Genomic DNA, 14,317 nt, shown 5'->3' with positions numbered 1-14,317 from the left:
CTCAACGCTCGGGGCGATCCGGCGGCCGGATGCGCACCACCGACCAGACGAGTCGAGCCAGACCCGCAGGCAACGCCATAACTCCGCCCAGCCCCGGCATGGCCAGACGCAGCAGGCGGAACACCCCGTTGATCAGCAACAGCAGTGCGGCTATCGCCAGCCCCAGCAGCAGCAGCACGCCAAAAGTCTGGAGCAGGCCCACCAGCAGGCTGATCAGACCCATGCCGATCTGGCTCAGCCCCCGGATCAGGGCGCTGATCACCTTGCTGATCACCAACAGCGAATCCAGGCGGTCGGGGATCTGCATCATCAGCAGCAGCAGCCCCGTTCCCGCCGCCCCGTTCAGCAGAGCCAGGCCTCCCTCCCGCCAGGCCGATGCACCCCGCCGCTGGCGCGAGAACACCTTGCGAGGCAACGGGTTCTTGCGGCCAGGATCGGGCAGGTGAGTCTTCATTGAGGCGGCTTCTCAATCGAGGCTGTAGCCCGCGCCGCGCATCCAACGCTCGAACTCCAGCAGCACCAGTTCATTGGGGCAATCCACCAGGCTGAGACCCGCCACAGTGCAATCCCCCTGGCCGCCGTGGTGGAGCGAGAGGTGAAAATCCTTGCCGCTGAGGCCACAGACCTCGGGATCACTGCGCACCACCACATCCAGGGAGGCCCCCAGCCGATTCACCCGTCGGCGCAGTTCAGACCAGCTGGTGGTCATGGCTTCGTCGTCATCGCAGCGGGACCATGGAGCGCAGGATCATCGGCAACCGAATCAATGCCAACCGAATCAACACCAGGGGACTCTCCCATTGAGTGTGGCCACAGGTTCTCGATCGTCAATGGGGCAGTCACCTAGCGGGGAGGGGTGAGGGGAGATGTCGGCGTCGCTGCGGGGCTGGCAGCCGGTGTGGCCGTGGGGCGCGGCAGAGGCACCATCAGGCCCAGGGCAGCGGTGATCGCCAGGGCGGCCAGACCGGCGACAGGGGGGGCCAGGCGCTGGCGCAGGGGCACACGCTCCAGGATTTCGCGGCGCTGGAGGGGGCGATCGGGAGGCAGGCTGAACCCCAGCTGAACGCGAGGATCGAGCCGGAGCTGATCTAGACAGCGCACCAGGTCCGCCAGCTCGGCGTCGTCGAAGCTGAGCTCCAGGGGCTGGGTGTCTGGCTGGCTGCTGTGCAGGCGCAGGCGGTGGGCCGGGCGGTTGCGCAGGCCAGCCCTCGTGGAGGAGATCGGCTCCATCTGCACCGGATCCGTCGCCCCCCCCATCGGCCGCGGCACGGAACTCACCAGGTGACGGGCGTAGGGCAGCACCGCGGCCAGCAGGGCCTGGAGGTGATCGCGTTTGCCCTCCAGAGTGGGATGACCGGCCAGATCTAGCTCCCAGGCCGAGAGGATGCCGATCACCTCAGGGCCATGACCGGCGGACAGATCAGGGAGTCCGTCGATGCGCAGACGGCAGCTGGTCTGCTCGAAGCGATAACTGAGTTTCATGCCGCGGCATCCATCAGGCTGGCCTTGAGACGATCGAAGCCACCCCGGCCGGAGCCGAAGGCCAGACCCTGCACCAACTGCCGCTGCAGACGGGGACCCTCCTGGTGATCCAGCAACTTCTGCACACCGCCCCGACGGGGATTGAGGCGCTCGCGCACCAGCTCATCGAGCCGGGTGCGGAACAGCTGCCAGCGCTGCTGGGTGACCGGTTCAGGCTCGGAGGCCGAGAGCAGTTGGCGCAACATCGGATAGAGCCGATCGGCCATGGCACAGAGCAGGCTGATCAGGGCATCGGTTTCAGCTTCGCTGAGCACGCCCCGCCGGCAGGCCAGCCTCAGTGGGTTGTAGCAGCGCCGCTTCCACAGCTCCACACGATTGGGGAAAAGGGAGCCGAAGCCGAGCTGGTTTGCCATCCAGACCATGGCTTCGCCGCCGTTGAGATCAAGGGCTTCGACGCTGAGCAGCATCAGGTCGAGCCGCTCGAGTCCTCGGCGACTGAGGCGGGCAGAAGGCCGTGGCGGCGGGGGCTGCTCCACAGCAGCTTCCGCGTTAGGAGCGGTGATCGTGACGTCGGCCATGGCTGCGATGATGCCAGCGCCTGCGCCGATCCGTCACCCGATCGCTCTTTCATGGCCCTGAGCACCGCATCCCCCGAGTTGGGCGAGCCCATTGATCTGCGGGAGCTGGTCAGGGATGTGCCCGATTTCCCCAAGCCCGGCATCCTCTTCCGCGACCTGACCCCGCTGATGCGCGACCCACGCGGCTGGAAGGAAGTGGTACGCCAGCTATCCGGACTCTGCGAAGAGCTGCGCCCCGATCTGATCGTGGGTATCGAATCACGGGGCTTCATCGTGGGAACGGCCCTGGCCACGGCCGTGGAAATCGGCTTCGTGCCGGTGCGCAAGCCCGGCAAGCTGCCCGGCCAGGTGCATGCGGTGGAGTACGCCCTGGAATACGGCCACGACCGCCTGGAGATCCAGCACGATGCTCTCTCAGGCGGCCCGCGGGTATTGATCGTCGACGACCTGCTGGCCACCGGCGGAACCGCTGCGGCCTGTGCCCAGCTGGTGCTCGAAGCCGGCGGCGACCTCTGCGGCTATGGCTTCGTGGCGGAGCTGGCGGGCCTGGGGGGACGGGCACGCCTGCCGGGGGAGCACCCGGTGGAATCCCTGATCATCTACGCCTGAGCTTGGTTGTCGACGATCAGGTCTGCTGGTCCTGCCAGGCCAGCACCTGATCGAACTGATCCAGGCTGATCAGCCCGAAGCGCCAGAGGATCACCGGCAAGGGAGCCTGCTCCTGATCGGCCTGGCGAATCCCCAGCGCCAGGGCGCTCTCGCTCAGACCCTGCTCATGGCGCAGATAACGCACCAGGGCGGAGGAGGGAATCGGCTGGGGCGAGGTGCTGATCACCATCGGATCACTGGAATGCTCAGACTCAATGGGGCCGAAGCCGGGCTGTCCTCACTCTGACCAGCGAGCCGCAAGCCGGCAAGGACCCAGAGTCATGGCCTTGAGGCTGAGGTGCCTCAAAGCGCTGGAGCGGCCCATCAGGCCGAGAGCCAGGCGGCGGCCCCTCAGCAGCAGCGGCTGCCGGTTGGAGAAGATCCGCACCAGCAGGTCGGTGCTCAGCAGGGTGAGCAGCACATCAGGCCAGCGGCGGCGCCCATAGGCTGCGGCCACCGCGGCAGGCGACAGATGTCCAGCGGCCGCCCGCAGGGCCTGACGCTGCAGTTCTTCCACATCCCGCCAGCAGAGATTCATCCCCTGGCCGCCCACCGGATGGCAGCGATGGGCCGCCTCCCCCACCAGCGCCAGCGAGCCGCGGTGGAAGCGGCGGGCGAGCTCGAGAGCCACAGGGAAGGCCCGTGGCCGCTCGAGCAGGGCCTCGGGCTGCAGGCTGTCCGGAAGCGTGGCGGCGAGGGCATCGAGGAAGGCCACTGGATCAAGCGCTTCCAGCTGTCGCAGGCGCCCGGCAGGAGCACTCCAGACCAGCTGGGCCGTGCCGTCGCCGAGGGGGAGCACGGCGAAGGGACCCTCGCGACGAAACAGCTCCCAGGCCTGATCGGGGGCCGGGCTGCGCAGGCGCACCTGGGCGGTGAGGCAGCCCTGGCCATAGGGCAGACGCCAGCGCCTGATCCCTGCCGACTCCCGGGTTGGCGAGGCGCTGCCATCGGCAGCAACCACCAGATCAGGCGGACCGGGACTGTCGGACTCAGGGGATGGCGCCCCACGGGATTCGGCCTCCCCCAGCCTGAGTCTGATGGCGGGGTGATCCTCGAGTCGTTCGAGCAGAGATCGCATCAGCGGCTGATGCTGCAGGATCCAGCCCACGGCACCCGCCTCCTCGGGGCTGGCGGCGCCGAAGCCCACCTCGGCCGGGCCGAAACCGATCGCTCGCCCCGCCTCCAGATCACACAGCCGCAGCGAGCGGAATGGAATCGCCAGCTCAGCCAGCTGCTGCCAGAGCCCCAGGCGTTGCAGAAACAGGCGACTGGAGTGGCTGAGGGCATAAGCGCGACGGCGGTCCTGCAGCTGAGCGCCGCTGAGCGGATCAGTGAGCTGCACCCGCCAGCCCGCCTGGGCCAGGGCCAGGGCCGTCAGGGCACCGGTGGGTCCCCCGCCGAGCACGCGGGCCCGAGGCATGGTCGACCACTCAGAAATCAGAGGACGAGGCGAGGCCAGCACAGGGGCCGGGGCAAGGGCGCTCATGGGCTCAGCGGCGGCCACAAAAAAGCCGCAACAGAAATTCTGCTGCGGCCAGAAGGGGAATGCGAAGAAAGGGCTCAGCCGATGCCGAGCAGGCCGCGGGTGAAGGCCTCGCCACCCAGGGCGAATTCGGTGGCCAGCAGGGCGATGAAGCCGAGCATCGCCATGCGGCCGTTCAGCTTCTCGGCGCGCTCGTGGAAGCCCCAGCCGCTCTCGGCGCTCACCACTTCCATGCGTGGCTCGGTGGCGAAGGCATTGAGGCGACCACCGTCTTCGGTGGTGACGGTGGCGCCGCGGATGGTGGCGCGCTCGCTGGCGTTGACAGGAGCCGAACTGGGGGCGGTGGCGGTGGCTTGGGCCATGGGGTTTCCTCGGTTGATGAATTCAATGTAACACATTGTTGCGGAACGTAAACGTCCGCTGAAGGAAGCAGCTCCAGGGGCGCGCCCGGTTGCGAGCCGCTTCAGCGCAGGCGTCGCAGGCAGAGCTCCTCGAATGCCGGCCGCAGCAGGTAGGGGTACTCACCCACCCAGACCTTCAGCTGCGGGATCCAGGCGTCGCTCATGGCATCGATCCGGGAAAAATCAGGTCTTTCGCTCAGCACCAGTCCGCGAATGACCATGCCGCGGCGGATCGTCTGATGCTTCTTGTCCATCGGGAAGCGCACTGAGCCCAGGTAGCCGTCGTCGTCTTCCAGCTCCAGCGACAGCCAGGTGCGGCGGTTCTCCACCAGCTCCAGACGGCCGCGCTGATCCGCCTGCTCCTTGCGTTGCTCCACCAGCTCCTTGGTGAACAGATCACCCACCCGCGCCTCATAGATCGCCGCCCGCGGGTAGCGCCGCAGGGTGGCGTTTCGTCGTCCGGCCTCCAGGATCGGGCCCCAGAGCACGTAGAGCAGCAGGACAAAGCCCGCCACCAGCCAGACCGAGCCGAAGCGATAGGAGAACTGGCTCTGGGCGATCAGCAGCGAGATAACCCCGCCGATCACCGAGATCAGCACCCGCTGCAGGATCTTCTGGGGATTGCCGCTGCAGAAACTGAACTGGGGTCCGGTGGCCACCGCCGGAATCAGGCGCTGCAGCTCACCTGGCTTGAGGGGGATCAGCATCGCTTCAGATCAGGCGCTCGAGCCCGTACACCAGACCCTGGAGCTGGCGCACCCGGCGCAGGGTCAGCAGCACGCCGGGCATGTAGGCGGAGCGTTCGATCGTGTCGTGCCGCAGGGTGTAGGTCTCCCCTGGGGCGCCGAACATCACCTCCTGGTGGGCCACCAGCCCGGGCAGCCGCAGCGAATGCAGCCGCAGACCACTCTCCCGCTGACCACCGCGACAGCCCGCCAGCGTTTCGTGCTCCTCCACCTGGGGCTGATTGAACGTCTTGCCCAGCTCCTCGATCAGCTCGGCTGTCTTGAGGCAGGTGCCGCTGGGAGCATCGGCCTTGCGGTTGTGATGGAGTTCGGTGAGCTCGGCGAAGTCGTAGAAGCGGGCGGCGGCCGCGGCGGCCTGCTGCAGCAGCACCATGCCCACCGAGAAGTTGGGAATCACGGCACCGCCGATGCCGGCCTTCTCGGCAAAGACCGCCAGCTCACCCAGTTGCTTGGGGCTCAGGCCTGTGGTGCCGATCACCGGATGGACGCCGTAGGCGATCGCAGCACGGGTGTGCTCGTGGACCACCGAGGGATGGGTGAAGTCGACCAGCACCGCGCCAGCTCCTGGGCCATCACTCCGCACCGCCTGGCTGGCCTGGCAGAGGCAGCCCTCGAAGTCTGCGGTGATCGCCACCTCCAGTTCCCCCAGTCCCAGCTCCAGCCCCACGTCCGCCCCCTCCTTGCCGGGGGTGGTGTCGATCGCGCCAAGCAGGCGGCAATCCCCTGCAGCCGTGACGGCTTTGACCACTTCAGCCCCCATCCGGCCAAGGGCACCGGCCACCACCACCGGGATCGAAGCAGGGAGCGCATCGGTGGGGGGCATGGGCCGGGCGTGATCGCGACTTTGGGGGAGCCTATGGCGGCGATTCCGGCCCCGCACACGCTCCTGTAACGCCTTGGGGCGCAAAGTCGCGCGGCTGGAGCAGGTTTCGTAGGCTCCTTCACATTGCTCAAACCCAGCGCCGATGTTCACGCAGGTACGCTCCGCCAACCGCCGGGTCACCCCTGGCAACGGCGAGGCTCCCGCCGGCAGTGAGGGTCGGGACGTGATGCGTGCGGTGTACGTGGTGCTCGAGCCCCAGTACCAGAACGCCCTGACACAGGCGGCCACCAGCCTCAACGCCACCAACCCGGCCTTGGCGGTGGATCTGAGCGGCTACCTGATCGAGGAGTTGCGCGATCCGGAGAATTACGCCGCCTTCTGCGCCGATGTTGCCGAAGCCGATGTGTTCATCGCCTCGCTGATCTTCATCGAAGACCTGGCCCAGAAAGTGGTGGAGGCGGTGGCACCCCACCGGGACCGGCTCAAGGCCGCCGTGGTGTTCCCCTCCATGCCGGAGGTGATGAGGCTCAACAAGCTCGGCACGTTTTCCATGGCCCAGCTGGGCCAGAGCAAGAGCGCCATCGCCAGCTTCATGAAGAAGCGGAAGGAAGCCAATGGCGCCGGCTTCCAGGACGCCATGTTGAAACTGCTCAACACACTGCCCACGGTTCTCAAGTACCTGCCGGTCGAGAAGGCGCAGGATGCGCGCTCGTTCATGCTCAGCTTCCAGTATTGGTTGGGCGGAACGCCGGACAACCTGCGCAACTTCCTGTTGATGCTGGCCGACAAATACGTGTTCCCCCGTGGCGACAGCGGCCGGCCCGAACTGCAGGTGGCCGAACCTGTGGTGTTCCCGGATCTGGGCCTGTGGCACCCCATGGCTCCTGGGATGTTCGAGGACCTCAAGGAATATCTGAACTGGAGCGCCAGCCGCACCGACCTCAGCGCGAAGGCCAGAAGCGGTCCGGTGATTGGCCTGGTGCTGCAGCGCAGCCACATCGTCACCGGCGATGAGGCCCACTACGTGGCGGTGATCCAGGAACTGGAATACCGCGGCGCCACGGTGATCCCGGTGTTCTGCGGCGGGCTTGATTTCTCCAAGCCCGTGAAGGCCTTCTTCTACGACCCGCTTGACCCCGACCAACCGATCGTGGATGGGGTTGTGAGCCTCACCGGCTTTGCCTTGATCGGTGGTCCGGCCCGCCAGGACCATCCCCGCGCCATCGAAGCGCTTTCGAAGCTGAACCGGCCCTACATGGTGGCCCTGCCGCTGGTGTTCCAGACAACCCAGGAATGGGAGGAGAGCGACCTGGGTCTGCACCCGGTGCAGGTGGCGCTGCAGATCGCCATTCCCGAGCTTGATGGCGCCATCGAGCCGATCGTGCTCAGCGGCCGCGACGACGCCACCGGCAAGGCCCACACCCTGCAGGACCGGGTGGAGGCGATCGCCGAGCGGGTGATCCGCTGGGCCTCTCTGCGCACCAAACCCCGCTTCGAGAAGAAGCTGGCGATCACGGTGTTCAGCTTCCCGCCCGACAAGGGCAATGTGGGCACCGCCGCCTACCTGGATGTGTTCGGCTCGATCCACCGGGTGCTGGAGGAGATGAAGCGCAAGGGCTATGACGTCCAGAACCTGCCGCGGGATTCCAAGGCGTTGATGGAGGCGGTGATCAACGACCCGGAGGCGCTCCAGGGGGCACCGGAGCTCGCGATCGCCCACCGCATGAGCGTGGAGGAGTATGAACGCCTGACCCCCTATTCCGAGCGGCTGGAGGAGAACTGGGGCAAGCCTCCCGGCAGCCTCAACAGTGATGGCACCAACCTGCTGATCTACGGCCGTCACTTCGGCAACGTATTCGTGGGGGTGCAGCCCACCTTCGGTTACGAAGGGGATCCGATGCGGCTGCTCTATTCCCGCAGCGCCAGCCCCCACCACGGCTTCGCCGCCTATTACACCTATCTGGAGAAGGTGTGGGGTGCCGACGCGGTGCTGCATTTCGGCACCCACGGCTCGCTGGAGTTCATGCCTGGCAAGCAGATGGGCATGAGTGACACCTGCTATCCCGATTCCCTGATCGGCGCCCTGCCGAACCTCTATTACTACGCGGCCAACAATCCCTCTGAGGCCACGATCGCCAAGCGGCGGGGTTATGCCGCCACGATCAGTTACCTCACACCACCTGCCGAAAATGCCGGTCTATACAAGGGACTCAAGGAACTGGGCGAACTGGTGGGCTCATACCAGCAGCTGCGTGAGAGCAGCCGGGGTGTGCAGATCGTCAACGCGATCGTGGAAACTGCCCGCCAGTGCAACCTCGACAAGGATGTGACCCTGCCGGAGGTGGACGCGAGCGAACTCGACCTAGACGGCCGTGACGGGGTGGTGGGTGCTCTCTACAGCCAGCTGATGGAGATCGAGAGCCGGCTGCTGCCCTGCGGCCTGCACACGATCGGCAAGCCGCCCACCGCCGAAGAGGCGATTGCCACCCTGGTGAACATCGCCGCCCTGGAGAGGGAGGAAGAGGGGTACCGCAGCCTGCCGGCTCTGCTGGCCGAAAGCCTGGGCCGCACGATCGATGAGGTGTATCGCGGCAACGACGCCGGGGTGCTGGTCGATGTGGAACTGAACCAACGGATCACCGAGGCCTGCCGCGCCGCCGTGGCCTCGATGGTGCGCGCGGTCACGGGCAGCGATGGTCGGGTGGATCTCAAGGGCCGCTTCGGCTGGTTCTTCGCTCTGCTGGAGCGCTTCGGCTACGAGCGGCCCAGCCCGTGGCTGAGTTCCTGCCGTGCCTCGGGCTTCGCCGCGGTGGAGCCCACCGAGCTCGACAAACTGTTCGGCTACCTGCGCTTCTGCCTGGAGCAGATCTGCGCCGACATGGAGATGGAGAGCCTGCTGCGGGCACTTGATGGCGAATACGTGATTCCCGGCCCCGGTGGCGATCCGATCCGCAACCCGGGTGTGCTGCCCAGCGGCAAGAACATCCACGCCCTCGACCCCCAGGCGATCCCCACCCGCGCCGCCATCGCCGCGGCCAAGGTGGTGGTGGATCGGTTGATCGAGCGTCAGAAGGCCGAGCAGGGCACCTGGCCGGAAACGATCGCCTGCGTGCTCTGGGGCACCGACAACATCAAGACCTACGGCGAATCGCTTGCCCAGATTCTCTGGTTCATCGGTGTCCGCCCCGTGCCCGATTCGCTCGGGCGGGTCAACAAGCTGGAGCTGATTTCCCTGGAGGAGCTGGGCCGTCCTCGCATCGACGTGGTGGTGAACTGCTCCGGTGTGTTCCGCGATCTGTTCATCAACCAGATGGGCCTGATCGACCAGGGCGTGAAGATGGCGGCTGAGGCCGAGGAGCCTCTGGAGCTGAACTTCGTGCGCAAGCACTCCCAGGAGCAGGCGGCGGCACAGGGCATCAGCCTGCGCGAGGCCGCCACCAGGGTGTTCTCCAATGCCAGCGGCAGCTACAGCTCGAACGTGAACCTGGCGGTGGAGAACAGCACCTGGGAGGAGGAGGGCGACCTGCAGGAGATGTACCTGTCGCGCAAGACCTTCGCCTTCAACGCTGACAACCCCGGTGAGATGAACCAGAACCGTGAGGTGTTCGAATCGGCGATGAAAACCGCCGATGTGACCTTCCAGAACCTGGATTCGGCTGAGATTTCGCTCACCGATGTGAGCCACTATTTCGATTCCGATCCCACCAAGCTGATTGCCGGCCTGCGCGATGACGGCAAGGCCCCGACCAGCTACATCGCCGACACCACCACCGCCAATGCTCAGGTGCGCTCGCTGAGCGAAACGATCCGGCTGGACTCCCGCACCAAGCTGCTCAATCCCAAGTGGTACGAGGGCATGCTCAATTCCGGCTACGAGGGGGTGCGTGAGGTGGCCAAACGGCTCAACTTCACCCTGGGCTGGAGCGCCACCAGCGGCGCGGTGGATAACTTCGTGTATGAGGAGGCCAATGACACCTTCATCAACGATCCCGAGATGCGCAAACGGCTGATGGAGCTCAACCCCCACAGCTTCCGCCGCATCGTGGGCACCCTGCTGGAAGTGAACGGCCGCGGCTACTGGGACACCAGCGATGAGAACATCGCCCAGCTGCAGGAGATCTACCAGGAGATCGAAGATCGTATTGAAGGGGTCACCACTGCTGAATCCAGCTGATCACCGAACCTGTCGGGCGTGATGCGTGATGCCAGACGGGTTGATGCTGGGATAGCTCTGGACGTCCTGGGGCCGATGGATCTGCTGCCATTGGCCCAAGCGTTGCGATCCTGAGAGGGTCCTTCCGTTGAAGGGGTGACCATGCACGAGCGCGGATGCTCGAGCCAGGAGAAGGCTCTGGAGCTGCTGGCCGAGCTCACCACGGCCGAGAAGCTGGAGCTGCTCGACGGTGACACCCCGTTCTGGTCCGGCATGGTGGACATCGCCCTCCATCAGGCCTCCCACCGCCATCCCTGGCCGGCGGCGCAGGTGCCCCGTCTTGGCCTGGCGGGCCTTCAGTTCGTCGACGGCCCCCGCGGCGTGGTGCTCGAGGGTGGAGCCACCACATTCCCCGTGCCGATGGCCCGGGGGGCCTGCTGGGATCCAGACCTGGAGCAGCGCATCGGCGAGGCCATCGCTCGTGAAGCCCGATCCTTCGGCGCCAACTGGGTGGCCGGAGTCTGCATCAACCTCCTGCGCCACCCCGGCTGGGGCAGGGCCCAGGAGACCTATGGGGAGGACCCGGTGCATGTGGGCGCCATGGGAGCCGCCATGACCCGTGGGTTGGAACGCCATGCCGTGGCCTGCGTCAAGCATTTCGCGCTCAACTCGATCGACAGCTCCCGGTTCCTGGTCGACGTGCAGGTCAGCGAGCGGGTGCTGCATGAGCTCTATCTCCCCCACTTCCGTGACTGCGTGGAAGCCGGCGCCGGTTCGCTGATGAGCGCCTACAACCAGGTCAACGGCCACTGGTGCGGCCAGCACCCGCAGCTGCTGCGACGGATCCTCAAGCAGCGCTGGGGATTCCGCGGCTTCGTGGTCAGCGACTTCATCTTCGGCGTGCGTGATGGCGTCGCCGCCGTACTGGCGGGCCAGGACCTGGAAATGCCATTCCGGATGGTGTTCGCAGGCTGCCTGCCGGAGGCCGTAGCCGACGGCCGGGTGCCGATGGGTTGCATCGACGAGGCCGTGCTGCGACTGCTGCAGGTGCAGCTGAAAATGCCCCCAGGAGTTTATCCGGCGTCGCTTCGCTCCTGCGAGACGCACCGTGCCCTGGCCCGCGAGGCGGCCACCAGCTCGATTGTGCTGCTGCGCAACGAGGGGCAGGTGCTGCCCTTCGAAGGCCTGAGCTCCCTGGCGGTGATCGGCCGGCTGGCGTCGATCGCGAACCTGGGGGATCGAGGATCCTCGGACACCCGGCCTCTGCCGGGATCGGTGGTGACACCGCTGGATGGGCTGCGGGCCGCGGCTCCCGACCTGCGTATCGAGCAGGCCAGCGGCAGCAGCCCCCTGGCAGCGGCCGCGCTGGCGGCCCGCTGCGACGCCGCTGTGGTGGTGGCCGGCCTGGACTGGCGCCAGGAAGGGGAGCACATCCATCCGGGAGATATCGCCCCGATCCTGCGCCTGATTCCTCCACCCGAATGGATGCTGCGCCTGGTGGGGCGGCGCAGGCTGATGCCGTTCTGGCGACCCCTGGCCCACCTGCTCGCCTGGATCACCAGCTACGCCTCAGCCCGGCAGGGCGGCGACTTTGCCGCCGGTGATCGCACCGACCTGAACCTGCCCGCGGATCAGGTGGCCCTGATCCGCCAGGTCGCCAGCGCCAATCCACGCACCGTGGTGGTGCTGATGGGCGGTGGCGCCATGCTGATCGAGGACTGGCGGCAGCTGGTTCCGGGCCTGCTGCTGCTCTGGTATCCCGGAGAGCAAGGGGGTGCTGCCCTGGCTGATGTGCTGCTCGGTCGGGTGTCACCTTCCGGCCGCCTGCCCTTCTCCATGCCGACTCAGGCCTGCCACCTGCCGCCCTTCGAACCCCGAGCTCGACGCGTCGTATACGACTTCTGGCATGGCTACCGGCGCCTCCAGCGTGAAGGCCATGCCGCGGCGTTTCCGTTCGGCTTCGGGCTCTCCTACAGCCAGTTCACGGCTTCCGAGCTGACGGCCGAGTTCCAGCGCGCTGATGGCCGGATGGATCACCTGCAGACGAGCGTCACGATCACCAACACCGGCGGGATGGAGGCGGCCGACGTGGTGCAGCTTTATCTGGAACCCCCAGCCCGGGGGCTGGAGCGACCGGCTCGAACCCTGGTGGCGTTCCAGCGCCTGCACCTGGCCGCCGGGGAAGCGAGGCGCATCACGCTGGCGGTCCCCCTGCGCAGCCTCGCCAGGTTCGATCCAGCCCAGGATGGCTTCGTGACCGAAGCCGGCACGCACAGGCTGGTGGTGGCCAGGCACGTGGAGGATGTCGGCCTGGCGGTTGCGCTGGAGATGGAGGCGGCGCGTGTGGGCAGCTGACGGGTGAGGTCCACTCTCAGCGCAAGTGCTCAGCGGCCCAGCTCAGGGCGCCTGCTGGAGAGCTGCCTCAGCGTCTCTCCTAGGCGCAGACGGTTGTAGCGCTGCAGCAGCACGCAGGGCAGGTTGAACAGGGTCGCGAAAACCAGGTTGATCAGCACGCCAGCCGGCGGCAACCACAGGGCCGTGACCATCCAGGCGGGCCAGAGCGCCCAGTGCACCAGCTCCGCCCGACGGGTCTCCAGGCTCAGCCGTCGCAGGGCCAAAGGGTCGCGACGGGCCAGGCTGGCCTTGCGGATCCCCCCCGGCAAGGCATGGCCGCCGTCGGGAATCCAGCGCTTCCAGACCCTGATGCCCAGCCAGCGTTCGTAGATCCGCAAGCAGGCCTCACCGCCGTGGTCGGGCCGCTCGCCATCGCGCCAGGCCAGCAGCCGCTCAGGCAGCTGATTGGCAAGCGCCCCGACCAGAAGCGACCAGAGCAGCCACAGACTCGCCGAGGCTGCCACCGCACCCAGACCAACGGAGTTGGCCATCAGCGGGTGCTGAATGTGCGTCCCTTCCACTGCACCTTGCCGCGCTCGAGGTTGAGGATCGCCAGCAGAAACACCCCGAGAAAGAACAGCACCGGAATGGGAAAAAGCAGGTTGATCCAGGCGAAGCGACCCACGGGGCGGGTGATCACCAGCAGCTGGAGCGCATAGGCCCCATAGACCAGCGCATTGCTGAGCACGGCGCGATCACCCACCAGCGGCCAGCCCAGCAGCGAGGCCGGCAGGCACCAGGCGGCCCAGAACAGGCCGGAGAGCCAGAGCAGCACGGCCAGCATCCAGCTCCAGCGCACCTCACCGGCAGCGGTGGCAAAATTTTTGTTGAACCCCACCACCATGTCGCGCAGTCCGCCCGGGTACATGCGGTAAGCGATCCGGCCGAAGCCGAGAAAAGCGCTCACAGGCAGATCGGCCCGTTCGTAGGCATGGGCAAGGAACCAGTCCTCCACCACCTTGCCGGCAACGGCTGCGTGACCGCCGCTGCGGTCATAGTCGGCGCGGCTGGTGGCCAGCGCCGGCCCGAAGGCCACTCCGCAACCGGGCCCCAGGGGCACGGCCATCAGCCCCACCATGTTGAACAGCAGCGAGAGCTGTTCGTAGGGCTTCTCCGTGCGGTGGTAGGGCTGCACCGAAACCAGTCCACCGAGCTGCTGGTGCGCCGCCACCAGGCACTCCAGGAAGTCAGGACCGGGTTCGGTGTCGGCATCGAGAAACACCAACAGCTCACCGCGGCTGGCCAGCACACCGTTGTGCAGCGCCCAGGTCTTGCCGCACCACCCCTCCGGCAATGGCAGCGAGGCGAGCACGGCCACCGGCAGGCCAGCCCGGGGCTCAGCGGCGATGGCGGCCGTGCGATCACTGGAGTGGTCATCCACCACGATCACCTCCAGGGGCTTGAGGGTCTGGCTGGCAAGACCATCGAGCAGATGGGGAAGCGTCGACTCCTCGTTGCGAGCGGGAATCAACACCGACACCGTGGGCGGTTCAACAGGTGAGGCGGCTGGGAGGAGGGGTAGGCGCAGGCCCAGGACCCAGCCCAGCAGCCAGCGCACCAGCATGGAAACGCCAACCCAGCCCATTGTGCGCACAAGTCCTCCAACCAC

Annotated in this window: 14 protein-coding genes; 3 read left to right on the top strand and 11 right to left on the bottom strand. The window is 66.8% G+C overall.

Annotation, left to right across the window (positions count from 1 at the left end; all coding sequences use genetic code 11):
- Position 1: 1 nt before the first annotated feature.
- The 4 genes from KBY77_RS02860 to KBY77_RS02845 form a co-directional block, all read right to left on the bottom strand.
- Entirely contained in the window at positions 2-454 is a 453-nt protein-coding gene (locus tag KBY77_RS02860) for a hypothetical protein (RefSeq protein WP_255102103.1), read from the bottom strand.
- A gap of 12 nt (positions 455-466) precedes the next feature.
- Positions 467-709 (bottom strand): hypothetical protein, encoded by a 243-nt coding sequence (locus tag KBY77_RS02855; protein WP_255102102.1) that lies wholly within the window; start codon positions 707-709, stop codon positions 467-469.
- A gap of 134 nt (positions 710-843) precedes the next feature.
- Complete coding sequence (locus KBY77_RS02850; RefSeq protein WP_255102101.1) at positions 844-1,482, bottom strand: DUF4335 domain-containing protein; 639 nt, start codon at positions 1,480-1,482, stop codon at positions 844-846.
- A complete protein-coding gene (locus KBY77_RS02845; RefSeq protein ID WP_255102100.1) occupies positions 1,479-2,060 on the bottom strand; it encodes a DUF3038 domain-containing protein in 582 nt (193 codons plus the stop codon). The genes KBY77_RS02850 and KBY77_RS02845 overlap by 4 nt, the downstream gene beginning before the upstream one ends.
- Positions 2,061-2,111: 51 nt before the next feature.
- Here KBY77_RS02845 and KBY77_RS02840 point away from each other — a divergent pair, with 51 nt between their 5' ends.
- Positions 2,112-2,669, top strand: a complete 558-nt coding sequence (locus tag KBY77_RS02840) for an adenine phosphoribosyltransferase (RefSeq protein ID WP_255102099.1) — start codon at positions 2,112-2,114, stop codon at positions 2,667-2,669.
- Positions 2,670-2,685: 16 nt separating this feature from the next.
- Here KBY77_RS02840 and KBY77_RS02835 read toward each other — a convergent pair whose 3' ends face one another.
- The 5 genes from KBY77_RS02835 to dapB form a co-directional block, all read right to left on the bottom strand.
- Positions 2,686-2,898 (bottom strand): DUF2949 domain-containing protein, encoded by a 213-nt coding sequence (locus tag KBY77_RS02835; protein WP_094554236.1) that lies wholly within the window; start codon positions 2,896-2,898, stop codon positions 2,686-2,688.
- Between the two features lie 48 nt (positions 2,899-2,946).
- The gene (locus tag KBY77_RS02830; RefSeq protein ID WP_255102098.1) at positions 2,947-4,128 is read right to left on the bottom strand and encodes an FAD-dependent monooxygenase; all 1,182 of its coding nucleotides are present in this window, start codon (positions 4,126-4,128) and stop codon (positions 2,947-2,949) included.
- A gap of 140 nt (positions 4,129-4,268) precedes the next feature.
- Entirely contained in the window at positions 4,269-4,553 is a 285-nt protein-coding gene (locus KBY77_RS02825) for a high light inducible protein (RefSeq protein WP_255094373.1), read from the bottom strand.
- Positions 4,554-4,654: 101 nt separating this feature from the next.
- On the bottom strand, positions 4,655-5,299 hold the full coding sequence (locus KBY77_RS02820; RefSeq protein WP_255102097.1) for a hypothetical protein: 645 nt from the start codon (positions 5,297-5,299) through the stop codon (positions 4,655-4,657).
- A 4-nt stretch (positions 5,300-5,303) separates the two neighbouring features.
- The gene (dapB, locus tag KBY77_RS02815; protein ID WP_255102096.1) at positions 5,304-6,161 is read right to left on the bottom strand and encodes a 4-hydroxy-tetrahydrodipicolinate reductase; all 858 of its coding nucleotides are present in this window, start codon (positions 6,159-6,161) and stop codon (positions 5,304-5,306) included.
- A gap of 142 nt (positions 6,162-6,303) precedes the next feature.
- Here dapB and KBY77_RS02810 point away from each other — a divergent pair, with 142 nt between their 5' ends.
- Complete coding sequence (locus KBY77_RS02810; RefSeq protein ID WP_255102095.1) at positions 6,304-10,335, top strand: magnesium chelatase subunit H; 4,032 nt, start codon at positions 6,304-6,306, stop codon at positions 10,333-10,335.
- Positions 10,336-10,476: 141 nt separating this feature from the next.
- Positions 10,477-12,669: a beta-glucosidase gene (locus KBY77_RS02805; protein WP_255102094.1), complete on the top strand. Its 2,193-nt coding sequence runs from the start codon at positions 10,477-10,479 to the stop codon at positions 12,667-12,669.
- 29 nt (positions 12,670-12,698) lie between these two features.
- Here KBY77_RS02805 and KBY77_RS02800 read toward each other — a convergent pair whose 3' ends face one another.
- Both KBY77_RS02800 and KBY77_RS02795 read right to left on the bottom strand, forming a co-directional pair.
- Entirely contained in the window at positions 12,699-13,199 is a 501-nt protein-coding gene (locus KBY77_RS02800; RefSeq protein ID WP_255102093.1) for a hypothetical protein, read from the bottom strand.
- On the bottom strand, positions 13,199-14,272 hold the full coding sequence (locus tag KBY77_RS02795) for a glycosyltransferase family 2 protein (RefSeq protein ID WP_255102092.1): 1,074 nt from the start codon (positions 14,270-14,272) through the stop codon (positions 13,199-13,201). The genes KBY77_RS02800 and KBY77_RS02795 overlap by 1 nt, the downstream gene beginning before the upstream one ends.
- Positions 14,273-14,317 lie beyond the last annotated feature (45 nt).

The organism is Synechococcus sp. Cruz-7E5 (genome assembly GCF_024345995.1).
Taxonomy (GTDB): domain Bacteria; phylum Cyanobacteriota; class Cyanobacteriia; order PCC-6307; family Cyanobiaceae; genus Regnicoccus_A.
This window is presented reverse-complemented; position numbering and strand designations above follow the sequence as displayed.